The 17945-nt window shown below is 69.8% G+C and carries 17 protein-coding genes; 8 read left to right on the top strand and 9 right to left on the bottom strand.

Annotated features, from left to right (window positions below; all coding sequences use genetic code 11):
- Positions 1–5 precede the first annotated feature (5 nt).
- Positions 6–1259, top strand: coding sequence for a TIGR00300 family protein (locus tag ABZS29_RS37895; protein ID WP_355469817.1), 1254 nt, complete (start codon positions 6–8; stop codon positions 1257–1259).
- Positions 1256–2008: an enoyl-CoA hydratase-related protein gene (locus tag ABZS29_RS37890; protein ID WP_355469815.1), complete on the top strand. Its 753-nt coding sequence runs from the start codon at positions 1256–1258 to the stop codon at positions 2006–2008. The genes ABZS29_RS37895 and ABZS29_RS37890 overlap by 4 nt, the downstream gene beginning before the upstream one ends.
- On the opposite strand, the gene ABZS29_RS37885 is transcribed toward ABZS29_RS37890, so the two are convergent.
- The 8 genes from ABZS29_RS37885 to ABZS29_RS37850 form a co-directional block, all read right to left on the bottom strand.
- Positions 2005–3069 carry a hypothetical protein gene (locus ABZS29_RS37885; RefSeq protein ID WP_355469813.1) on the bottom strand — a complete coding sequence of 355 codons (1065 nt, stop codon included), beginning with the start codon at positions 3067–3069 and terminating at the stop codon, positions 2005–2007. The genes ABZS29_RS37890 and ABZS29_RS37885 overlap by 4 nt on opposite strands.
- Positions 3070–3097: 28 nt before the next feature.
- Complete coding sequence (locus ABZS29_RS37880) at positions 3098–5392, bottom strand: glycoside hydrolase family 95 protein (protein ID WP_355469811.1); 2295 nt, start codon at positions 5390–5392, stop codon at positions 3098–3100.
- A 17-nt stretch (positions 5393–5409) separates the two neighbouring features.
- Positions 5410–6105 (bottom strand): endonuclease/exonuclease/phosphatase family protein, encoded by a 696-nt coding sequence (locus ABZS29_RS37875; RefSeq protein WP_355469810.1) that lies wholly within the window; start codon positions 6103–6105, stop codon positions 5410–5412.
- The gene (locus ABZS29_RS37870) at positions 6102–7232 is read right to left on the bottom strand and encodes an ROK family glucokinase (RefSeq protein WP_355469808.1); all 1131 of its coding nucleotides are present in this window, start codon (positions 7230–7232) and stop codon (positions 6102–6104) included. The genes ABZS29_RS37875 and ABZS29_RS37870 overlap by 4 nt, the downstream gene beginning before the upstream one ends.
- A 70-nt stretch (positions 7233–7302) precedes the next feature.
- A complete protein-coding gene (locus ABZS29_RS37865; RefSeq protein WP_355469806.1) occupies positions 7303–8262 on the bottom strand; it encodes an ROK family glucokinase in 960 nt (319 codons plus the stop codon).
- Positions 8253–8651 (bottom strand): hypothetical protein, encoded by a 399-nt coding sequence (locus ABZS29_RS37860; RefSeq protein WP_355469804.1) that lies wholly within the window; start codon positions 8649–8651, stop codon positions 8253–8255. The genes ABZS29_RS37865 and ABZS29_RS37860 overlap by 10 nt, the downstream gene beginning before the upstream one ends.
- A complete protein-coding gene (locus ABZS29_RS37855) occupies positions 8648–9934 on the bottom strand; it encodes an ArsA family ATPase (RefSeq protein WP_355469802.1) in 1287 nt (428 codons plus the stop codon). Before ABZS29_RS37855 ends, ABZS29_RS37860 begins: the two co-directional genes overlap by 4 nt.
- Positions 9935–9940: 6 nt before the next feature.
- The gene (locus tag ABZS29_RS37850) at positions 9941–10849 is read right to left on the bottom strand and encodes an SRPBCC family protein (protein ID WP_355469800.1); all 909 of its coding nucleotides are present in this window, start codon (positions 10847–10849) and stop codon (positions 9941–9943) included.
- Between the two features lie 106 nt (positions 10850–10955).
- On the opposite strand from ABZS29_RS37850, the gene ABZS29_RS37845 reads away from it, so the two are divergent.
- Positions 10956–12749 (top strand): AMP-dependent synthetase/ligase, encoded by a 1794-nt coding sequence (locus ABZS29_RS37845; protein WP_355469799.1) that lies wholly within the window; start codon positions 10956–10958, stop codon positions 12747–12749.
- A 1-nt stretch (position 12750) separates the two neighbouring features.
- Here the strand turns inward: ABZS29_RS37845 and ABZS29_RS37840 are convergent, their stop codons facing one another.
- A complete protein-coding gene (locus ABZS29_RS37840; protein ID WP_355469797.1) occupies positions 12751–13293 on the bottom strand; it encodes a TetR family transcriptional regulator in 543 nt (180 codons plus the stop codon).
- A gap of 71 nt (positions 13294–13364) precedes the next feature.
- Between ABZS29_RS37840 and ABZS29_RS37835 the strand changes: the two genes are divergently transcribed.
- From ABZS29_RS37835 to ABZS29_RS37815, 5 genes are read left to right on the top strand one after another with little or no spacing between them, the layout of a single operon-like run.
- Positions 13365–14339: a saccharopine dehydrogenase gene (locus tag ABZS29_RS37835; RefSeq protein ID WP_355469795.1), complete on the top strand. Its 975-nt coding sequence runs from the start codon at positions 13365–13367 to the stop codon at positions 14337–14339.
- 57 nt (positions 14340–14396) lie between these two features.
- Positions 14397–15302: an ABC transporter ATP-binding protein gene (locus ABZS29_RS37830; RefSeq protein WP_355469793.1), complete on the top strand. Its 906-nt coding sequence runs from the start codon at positions 14397–14399 to the stop codon at positions 15300–15302.
- Positions 15299–16045: an ABC transporter permease gene (locus ABZS29_RS37825; RefSeq protein WP_355469791.1), complete on the top strand. Its 747-nt coding sequence runs from the start codon at positions 15299–15301 to the stop codon at positions 16043–16045. The genes ABZS29_RS37830 and ABZS29_RS37825 overlap by 4 nt, the downstream gene beginning before the upstream one ends.
- 10 nt (positions 16046–16055) lie before the next feature.
- Entirely contained in the window at positions 16056–17309 is a 1254-nt protein-coding gene (locus ABZS29_RS37820) for a sensor histidine kinase (RefSeq protein WP_355469789.1), read from the top strand.
- Positions 17310–17320: 11 nt separating this feature from the next.
- Positions 17321–17944, top strand: coding sequence for a response regulator transcription factor (locus ABZS29_RS37815; RefSeq protein WP_355469787.1), 624 nt, complete (start codon positions 17321–17323; stop codon positions 17942–17944).
- Position 17945: the final 1 nt, after the last annotated feature.

Raw genomic sequence — 17945 nt, 5'->3', positions numbered from 1 at the left:
CACCCGTGCAGGTCAGCGAGACGGTCGAGATCACCGGCCACCTGATGGACTCCGGGCTGCTGTCCCGGGTGCTCGACGACATCCGCGGGTACGGCGGTGAGTACACCCTGGACAAGTTCGACCTCGGCTACGACAAGGACGACCCGTCGACGGTCCGGATGACGGTCGGCGCCGACGACGAGGAGACGCTGCAGCGACTGCTGATGCGGATCCAGACCAAGGGCGCGAACCTGGTCGACCCCGGGGAGCCGGAGATCACCGAAGTGGCCCAGGACGGCGTCTTCCCGGACGGCTTCTACTCGACAACGAACCTGCCGACCAGCGTCCGGCTGAACGGCCACTGGGTGGCGGTGCAGAACCCGGAGATGGACTGCGGTCTGCTGGTCGAGGGCGAGTCTGAAGCGAGCACCGTCCGGACGATCCCGATGTCCGAGGTCAAGGCCGGGATGCGGATCATCTCCAGCGCGCAAGGCGTCAAGGTGACCCCGCCGATCGTCGCGAGCACCGAGGACGGCTTCGGTTTCATGGAGTCCGACGTCTCCAGCGAGAAGCCGCAGCGGGTGCTGGTGCAGCAGGTCGCCGACGGTATGCGCGAGGCGAAGGCGAACGGCCAGAAGGTGCTCTGGGTCGGCGGTCCCGGCATCGTCCACACCGGCGCCGCGCCGGCCATGGTCGCGCTGGTCGAGGCCGGTTTCGTGGACGTCCTGTTCGCCGGGAACGCGCTGGCCACGCACGACATCGAGTCCTCCCTCTACGGTACGTCGCTCGGTGTCGACCTGGCCCGCGGTCGCGGCGTCGAGCACGGCCACGAGCACCACATCCGCGCGATCAACACGATCCGCAAGGCCGGCTCGATCGCGGCCGCCGTCGAGCAGGGCGTCCTGACCTCCGGCGTGATGCACGCCCTGGTCAAGCAGGGCAAGAAGTTCGTGCTGGTCGGCTCGGTGCGCGACGACGGCCCGCTGCCCGACGTCTACACGGACGTCCTCGAGGGCCAGCGTGCGATGCGCGCCGAGCTGACCGACGTCGGCTACTGCCTGATGGCCGCCACCATGCTGCACTCCGTTGCCACCGGCAACATCCTGCCGGCCTCGATCCCGCTGACCTGCGTCGACATCAACCCGGCCACTGTGACGAAACTCGCCGACCGCGGCTCGAGCCAGGCCCGCGGGATCGTCACCGACGTCGGCCTGTTCATCGAGCACCTCGCCCGCGAACTGTCGCCGACATACGCATCCGGTGAAATAGTGCGTCCATGACTGAGCTTGTGCACCTGGCCACCACCGACGGCGTCGCGTCCATCATCCTGAACTCGCCGCACAACAAGAACGCGCTCTCGCAGCAGCTCACGGGTGAGCTGCTGGAGCACCTCGAGAGCGCGGCTGCGGACGACGCGGTCCGGGTGATCGTGATCCGGTCCGCGCTCGACGTGTTCTGCTCGGGCGCGGACATGTCCGAGGCGACGAGTGTCGGCATGGGTGTCGGCGCGCAGCGGATGGTCGACGTCCAGCGTGCAATCGTGGCGAACCCGAAGCCGGTCGTCGCGCGCGTCGCGGGCCCGGTGCGGGCCGGCGGTATCGGCATCGTGGCCGCGGCCGACATCAGCGTCGCCGGCGCCGGCGCGACGTTCGCCCTGACCGAGGTTCGACTGGGACTGGCGGCGGCGACGATCTCGTTGACCGTGCTCGCGCGCATGAGCGACCGCGCGGCGGCGTACACGTTCCTGACCGGCAACACCTTCGACGGTCTGGAGGCCGCGCGCCTCGGGCTCGTTACGCTGACCGTCACCGACGACGAACTGGACACCGCGCTCGACTCGCTCGTGGAGTCGGTGCTCAAGGGCGTGCCGCAGGGCCTGCGCGAGACCAAGCAGCTGCTCAACCGCGAGCTCCTCGCCGATATCGATGCCCGCGGCACCGAGCTGGCCGAGCTGTCCGCGAGCCTGTTCGGCTCGCCGGCCGCGCAGGAGGCGATGCTCGCCTTCTTGAATCGCAAGAAGAAGAGCTAGGAGACGAACCTCCACCACCGGTCGCGCTTGGGGCGACGAAACTTGCCTTGGGCGATCCAGCGCTCGATGTCTTCGGGCGACGACAGGTCGAAGCGTTCGGGCGACCCGGCACCGCGGGTCAGCTCCGACAGCACCACCGGTTGCCCGACCGCAGCGACCTGCAGATAGGTGGCTTCGATCCGCTGGTAGTGCCCCACGCACAGCCCTCGCGGCTGCACCCGGAACTGGCGGCGGGTCTCGGCGTGCGGGCCGATGCACAAACGGACATCGGAGCGCGGCACCGGAAACTCGATGAAGCGCTGCAGGAGGTTCGCGAGCCGGTAGAGGTCGACCTCGGACAAGGCCTCGACGTACGCGAACTCGAGCGGTTCGAGCAGGCGAAGGAGCTCGTCGCGGCGAAGCGGTCCGCTCGGCAGGTCGCGGAGCTCACTCCCCAGGTAGTGCAGCCGGGACAGCGAAACCATCCAGACCGAACCGGCCCACCAGTTCACGGCGAGGAGGACGACCGCCAGCACTACCTGGATCCAGCCGCCGACGACGATCCGGCCGGCCTCCAGACGCCAGGGCGTGGCCGCGAGCAGCAGGACCACAGCCGCGCCGTACGCGACCCAGGCCGACGGATCACGCACGCTCATCGGGTGGTAGCGGCCGCCGCGCCGCCGGGGCAGCGCCCGCGAGCGCATCCCGAACACGAACGGATTGCCGCTGCTCGTGACCTCGCGGAACACCTGCACGGCCTGCTCCGGCAGGTGCAGGTACGGCAGGTAGGCAGTGATGCGGTGAGCCAGGAACGCTCCTGTGAACGCATGCGCCGCCGTCAGGGCCAGCAGGCCCACCCAGGCGAAGTCGAGCGGAAGGGTGACGCCACCGACCGACACGTCCGCGCTGCCGGCGAACAGCCGCCCGACGATCGTGGCCAGGCACAGTACGGCGCCGATCGCCAGCAGGCGGGAACACACCTTGGCGCCGGTCAGGATCCGGGCGCTTTCGGATGCCTGGTCGGGCCGGCTGAGGTAGTCGGCCCGATACGCACGCCAGGCGCGGTTCGAACGTTTCGCCATTCCGGCGATTATGGCAGCGAGCAGGGCCTCACAAGCGGAGTCGGTGTGGCGTTCCGGCGGCCAGCTCGACCGGTGTGCGGGCGTCGCCGTACCGGATGATGCGGGTCTGATCGTGGTCGGCCGTGAGCGTTACCTCGCGGCTGTCCGCCGACCAGGTGAGGTCGACCGTGACGCCGCCGCGGGCGCGCAGGCCGGTGATCGATCCGGTCGGCCAGTCGGCGGGAAGGGCCGGGAAGATTTCGAGTTCACCGGTGTGGCTTTGGAGCAGCATCTCCGCGATCCCGGCGGTGGCGCCGAAGTTGCCGTCGATCTGGAACGGCGGATGCGCGCACAGCAGGTTCGGATAGACACCCGCCCCGCTACCGACGTAGTCGGTCTTGTTGCCGCCGGCCAGGGTCAGCAACGCCCCGACCAGCCGGTGTGCGCCGGCGGCATCGCGCAGCCGCGCCCGCAGGTTGATCTTCCAGGCCAGCGACCAGCCGGTGGCCTCGTCCCCGCGCAGGTCCATCGTCCGCGTCGCCGCGGCCGCGAGCTCCGGCGTGCTGTCCGGGGTGATCAGGTCAGCGGGATGCAGACCGATCAGATGCGACATGTGCCGGTGGTGCGGCTCCTGCTCGGGCAGATCGGCCGCCCACTCCTGCAGCTGTCCCCTGCTGCCGATCGACGGCTCCGGGATCCGCTTCCGGGCCGCCGCGAACTCATCCACCAGTACGTCGGTCAGCCCGAGCACCGCGGCGGTCTCGACACACCGGTCGAACAGGTCGGCGATCAACGCCAGATCCATGGTCGCCGACACCGTGACGGACGCGGGTCCGCCGTCGGCAGCGACGTATTCGTTCTCCGGCGAGGTCGAGGGCGACGTACCGAGGGTGCCGTCGGGAAGCTCGGTCAACCAGTCATGGCAGAACTCCGCGGCTCCGCGCAGCACCGGCCACGCACGCTCGAGGAACTCCCGGTCACCGGTGAACGCGTAGTGGTCCCACAAGTGCCGAACCAGCCAGGTGCCGGCCATCGGCCAGTTCGACCACTTCGGATTGCCGTCGACGGGGACCGACCAGCACCACGCGTCGGCGTTGTGGTGCGCGACCCAGCCGGCGGCGCCGTACCGCTCCTCGGCCGTACGGCGACCCGCCGCGGCGAGGTGGCCGACGTACGAGAGCAGCGGTTCGTGGCACTCGGAGAGGTTCGTCGTCTCGGTCGGCCAGTAGTTCATCTCGGTGTTGATGTTGACCGTGTAGTTGGAGCTCCACGGCGGCTGCAGGATGTCGTTCCAGATGCCCTGCAGGTTGGTCGGCAGACCACCCGGCCGCGAGCTCGCGATCATCAAGTAGCGGCCGTAGTTGAAGATCAGCGCGGCGAGTGCCGGATCGTCGCTGTGCGCCAACCGCTCGTCGGTGGACAGCTCGGCGGCCTCGGTCGCCGGGAGCTCCAGCACCGAACGGCGGTAGAGCGACTGATGGTCGGCGACATGCTCAGCCAGCAGCTCGTCGTACCCACGAGTGAGGGCGGCCTGCACCCGCTCGTCAGCCTCGGCGAAGCACTCCGCACCGGTCCGGGTCGGCGCGGTCGCGGGATCGACGTACCCGGTCGCTGTCGACAAGACGATGGTGATCTCGGTCGCGTCCGCAACGGTCAGCCCGCTGCCAGAACCGTTGCTCGCAAGGCGGACCGCAACAGCCGCAGCCATGCCGCGATCCGGACCGTCGGAGTACCGCACCGGCTCCGGTACGTCGCGATGCGGCGGCGCGACGTCCGCCGGAGCCTGAACCAGCAACCCGTTCTCAACCGACGACGACTGGAGCTGCGAGGTCAACCGCGCCGTCACGCCGATCGGAGCCGAAGCAGTCACCCGCACGACGGTCACTCCGGCCGGATGGCTGACGAACGCCTCCTGCCGCAGCTGAAGACCTCCGATCTCGTACTCGACCACGGCCGTCGCCGAATCCAGGTCGAGCTCCCGCCGGTACGTCGTCGGTTCGCCAGCGACCGTGTAGTCCAGCAGCAGGTCCCCCAACGGCAGATACGCCTGCGAATGCCCGGCCTGGAACCCGGTAGCCAGCTCCTCGGCCCGTCGTACGTCACCGGCCGCGACAGCCTCCCGAACCGCCTGCACAGCCTCCGATCCGACGGCACCCTGCGGAACCGACAGCAGCCGCTGGGTCTCCGGACTGCCGGACCACAGCGTCTCGTCGTTCAGTGCCAGCCGCTCGGTCCCGGGCCGGCCGAAACACATCACCCCGATCCGGCCGTTGCCCAGCGGCAACGCCTCCACCCACTCCCCTGCCGGACGGTCGTAGCGCAAGCTGCTCACAGGGTTCGCCATAGCAGAGATCCTATGTCTCAGGGGTGCAGCTCGATCAAGAGGGGAAGGTGATCGGAGGCCGGCGGAAGATCCCCCGCGACCTCGGCCGGGATCGGCAGCACTCGGCCGCTGAGCCCTGGCGTGACATGGACGCCGTCGATCCGCTTGTGCGGATCACGAGAGCTGAACGTCGGTCCGGCCTCCGCGCCGAGGTCGATCAGCCCCTCTTCGGCCAGCCGCGCCCACACCGGCCCGTCGGGCGTCTCGTTGAGATCACCGACCAGCAGGTACGGCGTACCGAACGAGCGGCAGCCGCGCAGCACCTGTTCCAACTCGTGCTGCCGTCCGAGGATGTGCAGCCCGAGGTGGCACACCACCAGCGCCAGCTCGGCCGGACCCACCGCCACCCGGCCGCCGACCGCACCGCCGGGCAGTTGGGTCGCGATCAGCCGCAGCCGGCGGCGGACGAACGGCCGCCAGATCCGCCAGTGCAGCGCCTCGACCAGATCGATGCTGTCGGCAACCAAGATCGCGTTCCGCGCGGACGCGGCGACGTACCGCAGGCCGAAGCTCGCCGCCATCGCCCGCCGCTTCCGCCGCGTCCCCCACCAAGTGGGCGCTTCCTGCACCAGCATCACGTCCGGCGCGCAAGCCTTCACCACCCGAGCCAGCGCCTCCCGATCATCACCCCAGCGATGAACGTTGTAGGAGAGCACCCGCAGAGAGTCGGTCATGCCTCCGAGTCGTCCAGCTCGACGACGGTCTCAGCAGAAGCCGCCCGCAACCCCGTACGACGCGCCGCCGACTTCCGCGCAGCCCGCTCAACGCGGGTGGACCGCCCCCGGGCAGCGGCCGTCTTGGCCGTCACCGCAGTCGTCTTCACCCGCACCCGACGCAACCACGTCGCCTCTTCACGCGCCAGATCAGCCGCACCGACCATGCCCGCCTCAGGACCGAGCACCGCGCGCACGATCCGTGCCTCCGGCCGGAAACCACGACCAGTCAGCGTGCGCTTGAATGCCTCCCGCGCCGGCGCCAGCAACAACTCGCCGGCGTCCGAGACACCGCCGCCGATCACGAACGTCCCTGGGTCGAGCGCAGCGGCCAGGTTGGCCAGGCCGATGCCGAGCCAGCGACCGACATCCTCGAGCAGCTCGACCGCGACCGGATCGCCGTCCTTCGCCAGCTCGGTCACCATCGGCCCGTTGATCTTGCGCGGATCACCACCGGCCGCCCGCAGCAGGTTGTGCGCAACCGGCGACCCCGACAAGGCCAGCTCCCGCGCCTCGCGGGTCAGCGCGTTGCCGGAGGCGTACTGCTCCCAGCACCCGCGGTTGCCGCACTCGCAGCGATGTCCGCCCGGCACGACCTGCATGTGCCCGAACTCGCCCGCGATGCCGAACTTCCCGCGCTGCAAGGCGCCGTCGTTCAGGATGGCGCCGCCGATACCGGTGCCGAGCGTGACGCAGACCAGGTGACTCTCGCCCTGACCGCCACCGAAACGCCACTCCGACCACGCCGCCGCGTTCGCGTCGTTCTCGACGACGACCGGCAGACCGAGGCGCCGCTCGACCGCGTCCCGCAGCGGCTCGTGCCGCCAGGCGAGGTGCGGTGCGAACAGCACCGAGGAGCGCGTCCCGTCGACGAACCCGGCCGCGCCGATCCCGACCGCGATCACGTCGTGCCGCGACTCGAGGTCGTGCACGATCTCGGCGATCGCGTCCTCGGTCTCCTTCGGATCCTTCGTCGGCGTGTCCCGCCGCAACCGGTCCAAAATGTTGCCTTCGGGGTCGACCACACCGGCGGCGACCTTGGTGCCGCCGATGTCGATGCCGATCGTCAAAGCCTGTGTCAGAGCCACACGAGCCTCCTCGTCGTGTCCCCCGGAACAGATCCAGTATCCCGCAGTGCGCCAAGCACCCCGCGGGGCCTCACTTGGCCGGAATGGGCCGGCGGGCCAGGTCGGCGGCGCCGATCAGGCCGGCGTCGTTGCCCAGTTCGGCCAGCCCGAACGACGGGTGCGGCCGGTTGGCCTTGGCCGGCAGGTGCCGCTCGAAGGCGACCTGGGCCGACTTCATCAGCAGCTGCTTGGCCGCGCTCACCCCACCGCCGATGACGATCGTGGTCGGGTCGAACAGCGTGGCGATACTCGCCAGACCCTCCCCCAGCCAGCGACCGAGATCATCCAGCAGTTCCATCGCGCACGGGTCGCCCGCGGACGCGGCGTCGGTGATCATCGGACCGGTCAGCTCCGCCGGGTCGGTGATCCCGCAGACGCTCAGCATCTGCGCTGCCGCCAGCGAGCCGGACTCCGCCTGCGCACGAGCCTCGCGCACCAACGCACGACCGGATGCGTACTGCTCCCAGCAGCCCCGCGCTCCACAGCCACACCGATGACCACCCGGTACGACGCGCATGTGGCCGAGCTCGGCGGCAACGCCATGGGCACCCCGCAGCAGCTCGCCGTCGATGACCACGCCACCGCCGATGCCGGTGCCGACCGTGATGCAGACCATGTGCTCGACGTCCCGCGCCGCACCGAAGGCGAACTCGCCCCAGGCCGCGGCGTTGGCGTCGTTCTCCACCACGACCGGGATCTTCAGCTGCTCCGCGACCCGGGCCCCGAGCGGCTCGTCCCGCCAGGCCAGGTTCGGCGCGAACAGTACGGTCGAGCGGTCCGAGGACACGAAGCCGGCCGCGCCGATCCCGACGCCCGTCACCTCGTGCTCGGCGATCAGCTCGGCGGCGGCGGCGATGATCGCCCCGGCGGTCGCGTCGACCGAGTCGGCCGGGGTGTCACGATGGGTGCGGGCGACGATCGTGCCGTCCGCGTCCACGACACCGGCGGCGATCTTCGTCCCGCCGACATCGATACCGATGGTCAGTCCCATGGTTCGGGGTCCTCACTCACGTCGATCCGGTCGACCTTCGGCGCGACCGGTTCCTCCTGGGCGTGTGAGGAACGCGACGCTGCGTCCTCCTGCTTCTGCCGGGCGACCTCGGCGGCCGACTCCAGCAACGTCCGCACCGAACCGAGCACGTGGGCGGCGGCCGTCGACAGCTGCTCGATCGTTTCGGGGCTGGTGTTGCGAACCTTGTTGATCAACTGACACACCGGGCACCAGACGCAGTCCGGGCCCGACTTGTGCTCGTGCGGTTCCGCGGGCTCTTCAGTAGGAGCAGCGTGCTCACCGCCGTGCGTGTCCGCGGCCGCCTGCAGCACGGCGAACAGCTTCGCCGCCTCCTCGGCAACCGTGCCGACCGGTTCCTTGGGGCTCATCGGCCCTCCCCGATCGCAGCCTCACGCGCTTCCTGCTGGGCCGTGTACTCCGCGGTCAGCCCTTGTGCCAGCTCCTGCGCGTCCAGCGGCAGCGGCCGCACGACCTCACGCGGCGAGAAACGCACCTGCAGCCGCCCGTCGTCCAACCGCGCGCCGGCCACCACACCACGCGCGAGCGCGGCCGGCAGCGGCAGCACGCGCCGGTACGAACCGACCGTGATGATCAGCTCGTCACCGTGCCGCGCCAGCTCGAGCTCACTAGCCGATGCCAGCGGCAACGGCATGGTCAGCGTGTACGTGCGGCCGTCCGTGTCGATGTGCCGGTCCACCCACAGCGACGTCTCCTCGGTGGCCCGCGCGAACGGGTCGTCCCCGCCGTACATCTCGACGGCGAACGCCGCCAGCTCCTCGACGCCGACCGGCTCGCACACCCGGTACGGCGACTCCCAGATCGGCAGCGGCCGGAACGAGTCGGCGACCTCCTCCAGGATGCCGCGCTGAGCCGCGACCCACTGCCGACGCCAGGTGTCGGCGCCGGCCGCCGGGAACACCCGGTTCGCCACCACGCCGTCGACCCGGTAGCCGTACAAGGACAAGCGGGTCAGCGAACGCCGGGCCTCCGCGACCACGACGGCCTCCGGAGTCAGCACCAGCCGCACCGAAGCGTCCGGGCCGGCCAGCAGCGCGCGGATGTCGGCCAGGTCGCTCTGCAACCGGCGGAGCGCGTCGAAGACGGTGTCGTCCGGCATCGGGATACTCGACGACCGGCTCAGGAACGGCCGGAACGTGCGCATCACCTTGCGCTCGGCGTTGAAGATCCGCTCCATGTACCAGTTCAGCGCATCGGGCAGTGCGAGCAGCCGCAGCGTCTCGGCGGTCGGCGCGCAGTCGACCACGATCACGTCCCAGCGCCCGGACCGGACGTGGTCGCGCACCTCGAGCAGCGCGAGCACCTCCTCGGCGCCCGGCAGCACGGTCAGTTCCTCGGCCTCGATCGGATCGACACCGACCATGTGCAGCACCGAGCGTAGATAGGCCTGGATGTCACCCCACGACCGCTCGAACCGGCGCTGCGCGTCGATCTGCTGGACGAACAGCAGGTCGTCGATCTCGGTCGGCTCCTGGCCGACCTCGGAGTCGAAGGCGTCCGACAACGAGTGCGAGGCGTCCGTCGACAGCACCAGCGTGCGCAGCCCGCGCAGCGCGGCGAGCGTGGCGGTGCCCGCGGCCGACGTGGTCTTGCCGACGCCGCCTTTACCTGTGTACAGCAGTACCCGAGTCACGTCTGATCAGGACTCGACGCGCTTCTTGAGCCCCTTCAGGGCTGTGTCGATGATGACTTTTTCGGCCTTGCGCTTCAGCATGCCGATCATCGGGATCGCCACGTCCACCGCCAGCCGGTACGTCACTTCGGTTCCTTCCGCGCCCAGGTCACGCAGCACGTACGCGCCGTCCATGCCCTTGACCATCTTGGCCTCGACCAGCGTCCAGGTGACCTCGTTGCGGGACCAGACGTAGTCCAGCGTGTACTCGTCGGAGATCGCGCCGGCGTCGACCTTGAACCGCACCTGCTTGGGCCGGCCGGCCTCGTCGGTGGACAGCACCTGGGTCTCCCGCATCGAGTCGGCCCACTCCGGGTACGCCGCGAAGTCCGCGATCACCGCCATGATCTCTTTGGGGCTCGCGTTCACCACGATGGTCGAGGTGGTCTGTTCCGCCATCGATTCACCTCTTTGCAGCCGGGCCTGGTTCAACGGGTACTGTCCAGACGGAGATTGCACCGCCGGGAGTAGCTCAGAGCGAGAGACTATCGCGGCTTGGTCCCCAGTACGTCGCTCGCCTGCGGCGCGGCCCGCTTCGGCTTCGTCCTTGAACGCCCACAGCCGCTCCCGGTACCGCGTCACGTACCGTTCCCGCAGCCTGGTCAGGGCCCGGCCCCGGACCGGCCGGACCGGATCCACCCGCAGGTACCAGTGCACGACGACTCCGTCGCGGACCTGCTCGAGCCACCACTCCGCCGTACCGATCGCGGCGCCGGTGACCGCCCAGCGCACGCCCTCGGCGCCGCGCCGCTCGGACGGGGTCAGCGTGAGCTCCGGCCACCACTCGCGCCACAGGGTGTCCGAACCGAGTCGCTGGGCGACGTAGGCTGGCTCCGCAACGACCAAGTCGTCGCAACTGATGTCGAGCGTGGGCATGGCTGTGAACCTAGTTCCGTGAGTCACATTAACCTGGCTACTTCCGGGTAGGTGACTGTAGCGTGCGCCGGAAGTCGACAATTCGTGACCGACTGAGGAGACGCGGATGCGTGAGTACACCGTTCCTGCTGTGACCGAGCCGCCCACCGGCAGCCTGGCCGATCCGGTGTGGGCGAACGCGTCCTCCCATCCTGACACCGCGGTGTTCAGCCGGCGGGGTGGCACGGCCGGCGAGTGGCAGGACGTGACGGCGGCCGAGTTCGCCGCAGAGGTGATCGGTGTCGCCAAGGGCCTGATCGCCGCCGGCGTGCGGCACGGTGAGCGGGTCGCGCTGCTCAGCCCGACGCGCTACGAGTGGACGCTGATCGACTACGCGATCTGGAGCATCGGCGCGGTCACCGTGCCGATCTACGAAACGTCGTCGGCCTCCCAGATCCAGTGGATCCTGACCGACTCCGAGGCGGTCGCGGCCGTCGTCGAGAACGCGACCCACGGCGCGGTCGTCGAGTCCGCGCGCGGCGAGGCCCCGGCGCTGCAGGAGGTCTGGCAGATCGAGGCCGGCGCGGTCGACCAGCTCACCGAGCTCGGCCGCCAGATCAGCGACGCCGAGTACGACAAGCGCCGTACGGCGGTCACGCCCGACGACCTGGCCACGCTGATCTACACCTCCGGGACGACCGGCCGGCCGAAGGGCTGCCGGATCAGCCACGGCAACTTCCTCGCCGAGCTCGACCCGGCGGTCAAGATCCTCGACGAGCTCTTCGACACCAACGGCGCGAGCACGCTGCTGTTCCTGCCGCTGGCCCACGTCTTCGCCCGGATCATCCAGGTCGGCTGCGTGATGAAGCGGGTCAAGGTCGGCCACAGCCCGGACGTGAAGAACCTGGTTCCCGACCTCGGGTCCTTCCGGCCCACCTTCATCCTGAGCGTGCCGCGGGTCTTCGAGAAGGTCTACAACAGCGCCAGCCAGAAGGCGCACGCCGACGGCAAGGGCAAGATCTTCGACGCCGCCGCGGAGACCGCGATCGCCTACTCGCAGGCGCAGGACAAGGGCGGCGCGTCGTTCGTCCTGAAGGCCAAGCACGCCCTGTTCGACCGCCTCGTCTTCGGCAAGCTGCGCGCGGTCCTCGGCGGCCAGGTCCAGTACGCCGTCTCCGGCGGCGCCCCGCTCGGCGACAAACTCGGCCACTTCTTCCGTGGCATCGGCGTACCGGTGCTGGAGGGCTACGGCCTGACCGAGACCACCGCCGCGGTCGCGGTGAACCTGCCCGACGACATCCGCATCGGCACTGTCGGCCGGCCGCTTCCTGGTGTGACGGTCGGTGTCGCGGACGACGGCGAGCTGCTCTTCAAGGGCGGCCAGGTGATGCGGGGCTACTGGAAGAACGACGAGGCCACCGCCGCCGCGATCGACGACGAGGGCTGGTTCCACACCGGCGACCTCGGTGAGTTCGACGTCGACGGGTTCATCAAGATCACCGGCCGGAAGAAGGAGATCCTGGTCACGGCCGGCGGCAAGAACGTCGCCCCGACCGTGCTCGAGGACCAGATCCGGCTGCACCCGCTGGTCAGCCAGTGCATGGTGGTCGGCGACGCCAAGCCGTTCATCGCGGCGCTGATCACGATCGACCCCGAGACGATCGTCGGCTGGGCCACCGAGCGCGGCAAGCCCACCGACGTCGCGTCGCTCACCGGCGACGCCGACCTGATCGCCGAGATCCAGCATGCGGTCGACGACGCGAACGCGACGGTCTCCAAGGCCGAGGCGATCCGCAAGTTCCAGATCCTGCCGATCGACTGGACGCAGGAGTCCGGCGAACTGTCGCTGAAGCTCTCGCTGCGCCGCCACATCGTGATGGCCAACCACGAGGCGGACGTCGAGGCTCTCTACGCCAAGTGAGTCATCGCATCAGGCCGGCGAAGGCAGCGACTGCCTCGCCGGTCGTGATGCGTCCGTGGTCGAGCTCGACGGCCAACGCTTCGGCCGCACCGAGCAGGGCGAGGCACCGCAGCCGCAGCGCCTTGGGCGGGAGCGGCAAGTGCGGCTTGAGCGCCGTCATCATCAGCTTCACGTAGTCGCCGAGCAGCTCGTGCTGAGCGGCCTCGGTCTCCGGATCGCCCTTCAACGCAGCGGAAACCGCAGCAAACTCGGGTAGCTCCGTTGCGCACGCGAAGTAGGCCGCGCTCAGAACCTGTGCGGTATCGGCGGCACCCTCGAGCGCCTGCGTGACGGCGGCCCGGTGCTGCTCGTCGAGCATCCGGTAGAGCGCCAGCAGCAGCCCGGACCGACTGCCGAAGTGGTCATAGACGATCGGCCGGCTGACCTGGGCCGCTTCGGCGAGCGTGACCAGGGTGAGCCCGTCGGTCCCGCGATCCCGGACCACCGCGAGGGCAACCTCGAGCAGCTGGTCCCGCCTTGCCTGCTTGGACATCCGTGCCGCCATGGCCCTCCCTTGTCTCCCCTCGGATTCTAAGCTACAACTTGTAGCCTACAAAATGTAGCTTAGGAGGCTTCATGCACCCCGTTCTGATGCTCGGCGGCTCGGGCTACGCCGGCTCCAGCACCGCTGCGATGCTGCGCGACTGGCATCCCGACCTGCCCCTGACGATCGCCGGCCGCGATCTCGGCCGCGCCCAGCAGCTCGCCGACACCCTCGGTACGGCGTCCGCCGCCACCGTCGACTTGTCCCGGACCGACCTCGGCCTTCCGGACCACTCGTCGTACTCGGCGGTCGTCGCCACCGTGTGGGACCAGCACCTGCATGGTCTGCGCTACGCCCAGGACCGAGCCATCCCGTACCTGAGCATCTCCAGTGGCCTGACGGATATCGCGCCGGAGATCATCGCCGGCGGCCGACGGGCGCCGATTCTCCTGGCCAGTCATTGGGCGGCCGGTGTGATCACGCTGGCGACTCTGCAGGCCGTGCGTGAGTTCGGTCCGGTCGAGACGATCGAGATCACGGCGATTCTCGACGACCAGGACGTCGGCGGGCCCGCCGCGGCGGCCGACACGGAGCGGATCGCGAAGGCGTCGCCCGCTGCCTACGTGCGGCAGGACAGCGTCTTCGGCTGGGTCACCGATACCGCGGTCGACATCCAGAGCCTCGACGACGAACTGCTTCCCGGTCAGCTCGTCGGGATTCTCGACGTACCGAGTCTGGCGCTGGCGGCCGGCGCTGCCAACGTTCGGTTCGCGTTCGCGATGGGTGAGTCGGCCGGCCGCCGCCGGGGTGGCAGTCCGTCGCACGACGTACGCATCCGATTGGCGGCCGGCGATCGCAGCAGCACCTCCGTGTTGCGGCACCCCGGCGGTCAGCGGCCGGTCACCGCGGTCGGGATCGCACTCGGCGTCGAGCGGCTGCTCGCGCTCCGCGGCGACCCCGTTGCCCCCGGCATCCACTCCCCCGAGGCCCTGATCGACCCCGAGTACGCCGTCGCCCGCCTCCGCGCCGCCGGCGGCGTGATCGAGACCTATCAACCGATCGGCTGACAGGTCGACCTCAACGGATGATGTGGCCCGGGCTGTGCTCGGAGGAGGCTCGAGGGTATGAGCTCAGTGGTGGAAGTCAGCGGTCTGCGCAAGTCGTACGGCGGTCGCGCCGTGGTCGACGGGGTGTCGTTCAGCGTCGGTGAGGGCGAGATCTTCGGGATCCTCGGACCGAACGGCGCCGGGAAGACCACCACCGTCGAGTGCATCTCCGGCCTCCGGGTCCCGGACAGCGGTCAGGTCCGGGTCACCGGGCTGAACCCGGCCGAGGATCGGGTGGCGGTGACGCAGGTTCTCGGGTCGCAGCTGCAGGAGAGCGAGCTGCAGGCGAAGCTCACCGTGCAGGAAGCCCTCGAGCTGTACGCCGCCTTCTACCCGCACCCGGCGGAGTGGCGTTCACTCGCGGAGCGGCTGGGACTCACCAGCCTGCTGAAGAAGCGGTTCGGGGTCCTCAGCGGCGGCCAGAAGCAGCGGCTGTTCATCGCGCTCGCGCTGATCGGCAACCCGCGGATCGTCGTACTGGACGAGTTGACGACCGGCCTCGACCCGAGGGCTCGCCGCGATACGTGGGAGGTGGTCGAGGACGTCCGGGCGCGTGGCGTCACCGTGCTCCTGGTGACTCACTTCATGGAGGAAGCGCAGCGGTTGTGCGACCGGATCGCCCTGATCGACCAGGGCCGGATCACCGCGCTCGACACTCCGCACGGCCTGATCGCGCGGTCGGCGGGCGCGACCGTCATCTCGTTCACGCCGTCCGCGCCGGTCGACGAGGAAGAGCTGGCAGCACTCCCCGGGCTCGCGTCGATCGAGCACAAGCTCGGCCGGATCACCCTGAGCGGAACCGACGAGACCGTGAACGCGGTCATCTCGCTGCTCGCGCGGCACCAGATCACCGCCCACCAACTGCGGGTCACCGACGCAACCCTGGACGACGCCTTCTTGAACCTGACCGGAGCTACTTCATGAGCACCTCGCCGTACGTCGCCGTCCTGCGCACCGAGACCCGCCTGTTCCGACGCGAACCCGGCATCCTGTTCTGGGGACTCGCGTTTCCGTCGATCCTGCTCGTGATCCTCGGCTCGATCACCTCGTTCCGCAAGGCGGACCCGGGGCTCGGCGGCCTGCGGCTGATCGACGTCTACGTCCCCGTGCTGGTCCTGGTCTCGGTGATCACCACCAGCCTGCAGATGCTGCCGCCGGTGCTCACCGGCTACCGCGAGCGCGGGATCCTGCGCCGGATGTCGGCGACTCCGGTCCGGCCGTCCGCGCTGCTGTCCGCGCAGGTGATCCTGGCCGGCGGCGCCGCCCTCGCGTCGGTCGTCCTCTGTCTGGCGATCGGCCGGATCGCCTTCGGCGTCCAACTGCCGAGCCAGCCGATCGGCTACGCACTCACGCTGATCCTGACCGCGACCGCGGCACTGTCCCTCGGCGCACTGATCACGGCGATCGCCCGGACGGCCAAGATGGCCTCGGCGATCGGTACGGCGGCGTACTTCCCGGCGCTGTTCACCGCGGGCGTGTGGGTGCCGGTTCAGGCGATGCCCGACGTGATGGCCCGCATCGTCACGCTGACGCCGTTCGGTGCAGCGGCTGAGGCGCTCGGCGAGACGGCGACCGGCCATTGGCCCGCGTGGTCGCATCTCGGCGTACTGGCTGCTTGGGTGGTTGTTCTGTCGGCCGGCGCCATCCGCTGGTTCCGCTGGGAGTGACGCTCTCCTCATGCAGACTGAGGCCATGACGGCGGCGGGCGACACCATCGATCGGCGCCGGGCGCTGTTCAATCGGGTGGCGCCGCCCGCGCTGCTCGTCATCTCCACGGTGATGGCGGCCGTCACCGCGGACGCGATCACGCCGGAGCCCTGGAAGCGGCAGCTTGCTGTCTGGCTGGTGGCCGCGCTCGCGGTGCTCCAGCTCGTCTGGCTGTGGGCCGGCCCGCGCCGTACCCGCCCGGACGCGGTCTCGGTGACCTACTTCGTGCTGCGCTGGACGATCGGCGCCGTCCTCGCGCTGCTCAACGGGTTCTTCGCGTTCTTCATGGCCGCCGGCTACTTCGACAGCGCCAGTCTGATCCCCGGGCAGCGCCGGCGGCGGTTCGCGCTGTTCGCGCACTCGGTACCGATCTCGTTCGCACAGGTCGGCGGTATCCCGACCGACGGGGCGGTCGGGTGGATCGTGTTCGCCTGTCTGCTGGCCGCCAACAACGCGTTGCTGACCTTCGTCGGCCGCCTCGCCGAGCAAGAGGAGCAGCGCTCCGAGGCGCGGGCCGTCACCATCGCCGAGCTCCAGCAGGCGCAGGAGGAGAACGCCGCCCTGCACGCCCAGCTGCTGATCCAGGCCCGCGAAGCCGGGGTCGCCGACGAACGCCGGCGGCTGGCCGCAGAGATCCACGACACGCTCGCCCAAGGTCTGACCGGCATCATCGCCCAGCTGCAAGTGGTCTCGACCACGCCGGATCCGAAGATCGCCGAGGAACACCTCACGCGCGCGACCGACCTGGCCCGGCACAGCCTCGGCGAGGCCCGCCGGTCGGTCCAGAACCTCGCCCCGGATGGGCTTTCGGACGACGGTCTGCCGACAACCCTGCGCAGGACGGTCGACCAGTGGGCCGAGCGGACCGGCGTACGGACGGAGTTGACGGTGACCGGCACCGTCCAGCGACTGCACGGCGAGATCTCCGCGACGCTGCTCCGGATCACCCAGGAGGCACTCGCGAATGTCGCCAAGCACGCGGCCGCGTCGCGCGTCGGCGTGACGCTGAGTTTCATGGACACCGAGGTGACGCTGGACGTCCGCGACGACGGCGCCGGCTTCGACCCGTTGCTGCTGCCGGTCCGCTCGGGCACCGGCGGCTTCGGCCTCGACGGCATGCGCGCCCGCGCCGAGCGGATCGCCGGCTCGCTGATCGTCGAAGCCGAACCAGGAGCCGGTACGGCGGTCTCCGCCCGCGTACCGTTGGTGGTCGACGAACGATGAAGGGGGAACCGGTGATCTCGCTCTTACTGGTCGACGACCACCCGGTCGTCCGCAACGGGCTGCGCGGCATGTTCGAGTCGGTTCCCGGCTTCACGGTGCTGGCCGAGGCCTCGAACGGCGTCGAGGCGGTGGCCCTGGCCGCCGAGCTCGATCCGGACGTCATCCTGATGGACCTGCGGATGCCCGGCGGCAGCGGCCTCGAGGCGATCGCCGAGCTGCAGCGCCGCCGCGCCCGCGCGAAGGTGCTGGTCCTGACCACTTGGGACACCGACACCGACACGGTGCCCGCCATCGAGGCCGGCGCGACCGGCTACCTGCTGAAGGACGCTCCCCCCGAGGAACTGTTCCTCGGCGTTCGCGAGGCCGCGGCCGGCCGCGCGGTCCTCTCCCCCGCTGTCGCCTCCCGGCTCGTCTCGGCCGTCCAGGCCCCGGCGACGAGTCCGCTGGCCGCCCGCGAACGCGAAGTGCTGGCGCTGGTCGCGAAGGGAACCTCGAACCGCGAGATCGCCCGCGAGCTGTTCATCAGCGAAGCCACGGTGAAGACGCACCTCAGTCACATCTTCACCAAACTCGACGTCAACGACCGCGCGGCCGCCGTCGCAAAGGGTTACCAGCAAGGGATTCTGGGCGGCTAGC

The sequence above is a fragment of the Kribbella sp. NPDC005582 genome (assembly GCF_040605415.1).
In the GTDB taxonomy this organism is placed as follows: Bacteria; Actinomycetota; Actinomycetes; order Propionibacteriales; family Kribbellaceae; genus Kribbella.
The sequence above is the reverse complement of the archived record's forward strand: the minus strand, read 5'-3'. Positions and strand labels throughout refer to the sequence as shown.

Coding starts and splice junctions, on each gene's coding strand:
- ABZS29_RS37890 (WP_355469815.1), top strand. CDS start 1,256: ATGACTGAGCTTGTGCACCTGGCCACCACCGACGGCGTCGCGTCCATC.
- ABZS29_RS37885 (WP_355469813.1), bottom strand. CDS start 3,069: ATGGCGAAACGTTCGAACCGCGCCTGGCGTGCGTATCGGGCCGACTAC.
- ABZS29_RS37880 (WP_355469811.1), bottom strand. CDS start 5,392: ATGGCGAACCCTGTGAGCAGCTTGCGCTACGACCGTCCGGCAGGGGAG.
- ABZS29_RS37875 (WP_355469810.1), bottom strand. CDS start 6,105: ATGACCGACTCTCTGCGGGTGCTCTCCTACAACGTTCATCGCTGGGGT.
- ABZS29_RS37865 (WP_355469806.1), bottom strand. CDS start 8,262: ATGGGACTGACCATCGGTATCGATGTCGGCGGGACGAAGATCGCCGCC.
- ABZS29_RS37860 (WP_355469804.1), bottom strand. CDS start 8,651: ATGAGCCCCAAGGAACCGGTCGGCACGGTTGCCGAGGAGGCGGCGAAG.
- ABZS29_RS37850 (WP_355469800.1), bottom strand. CDS start 10,849: ATGCCCACGCTCGACATCAGTTGCGACGACTTGGTCGTTGCGGAGCCA.
- ABZS29_RS37845 (WP_355469799.1), top strand. CDS start 10,956: ATGCGTGAGTACACCGTTCCTGCTGTGACCGAGCCGCCCACCGGCAGC.
- ABZS29_RS37840 (WP_355469797.1), bottom strand. CDS start 13,293: ATGGCGGCACGGATGTCCAAGCAGGCAAGGCGGGACCAGCTGCTCGAG.
- ABZS29_RS37835 (WP_355469795.1), top strand. CDS start 13,365: ATGCACCCCGTTCTGATGCTCGGCGGCTCGGGCTACGCCGGCTCCAGC.
- ABZS29_RS37830 (WP_355469793.1), top strand. CDS start 14,397: ATGAGCTCAGTGGTGGAAGTCAGCGGTCTGCGCAAGTCGTACGGCGGT.
- ABZS29_RS37825 (WP_355469791.1), top strand. CDS start 15,299: ATGAGCACCTCGCCGTACGTCGCCGTCCTGCGCACCGAGACCCGCCTG.
- ABZS29_RS37820 (WP_355469789.1), top strand. CDS start 16,056: ATGCAGACTGAGGCCATGACGGCGGCGGGCGACACCATCGATCGGCGC.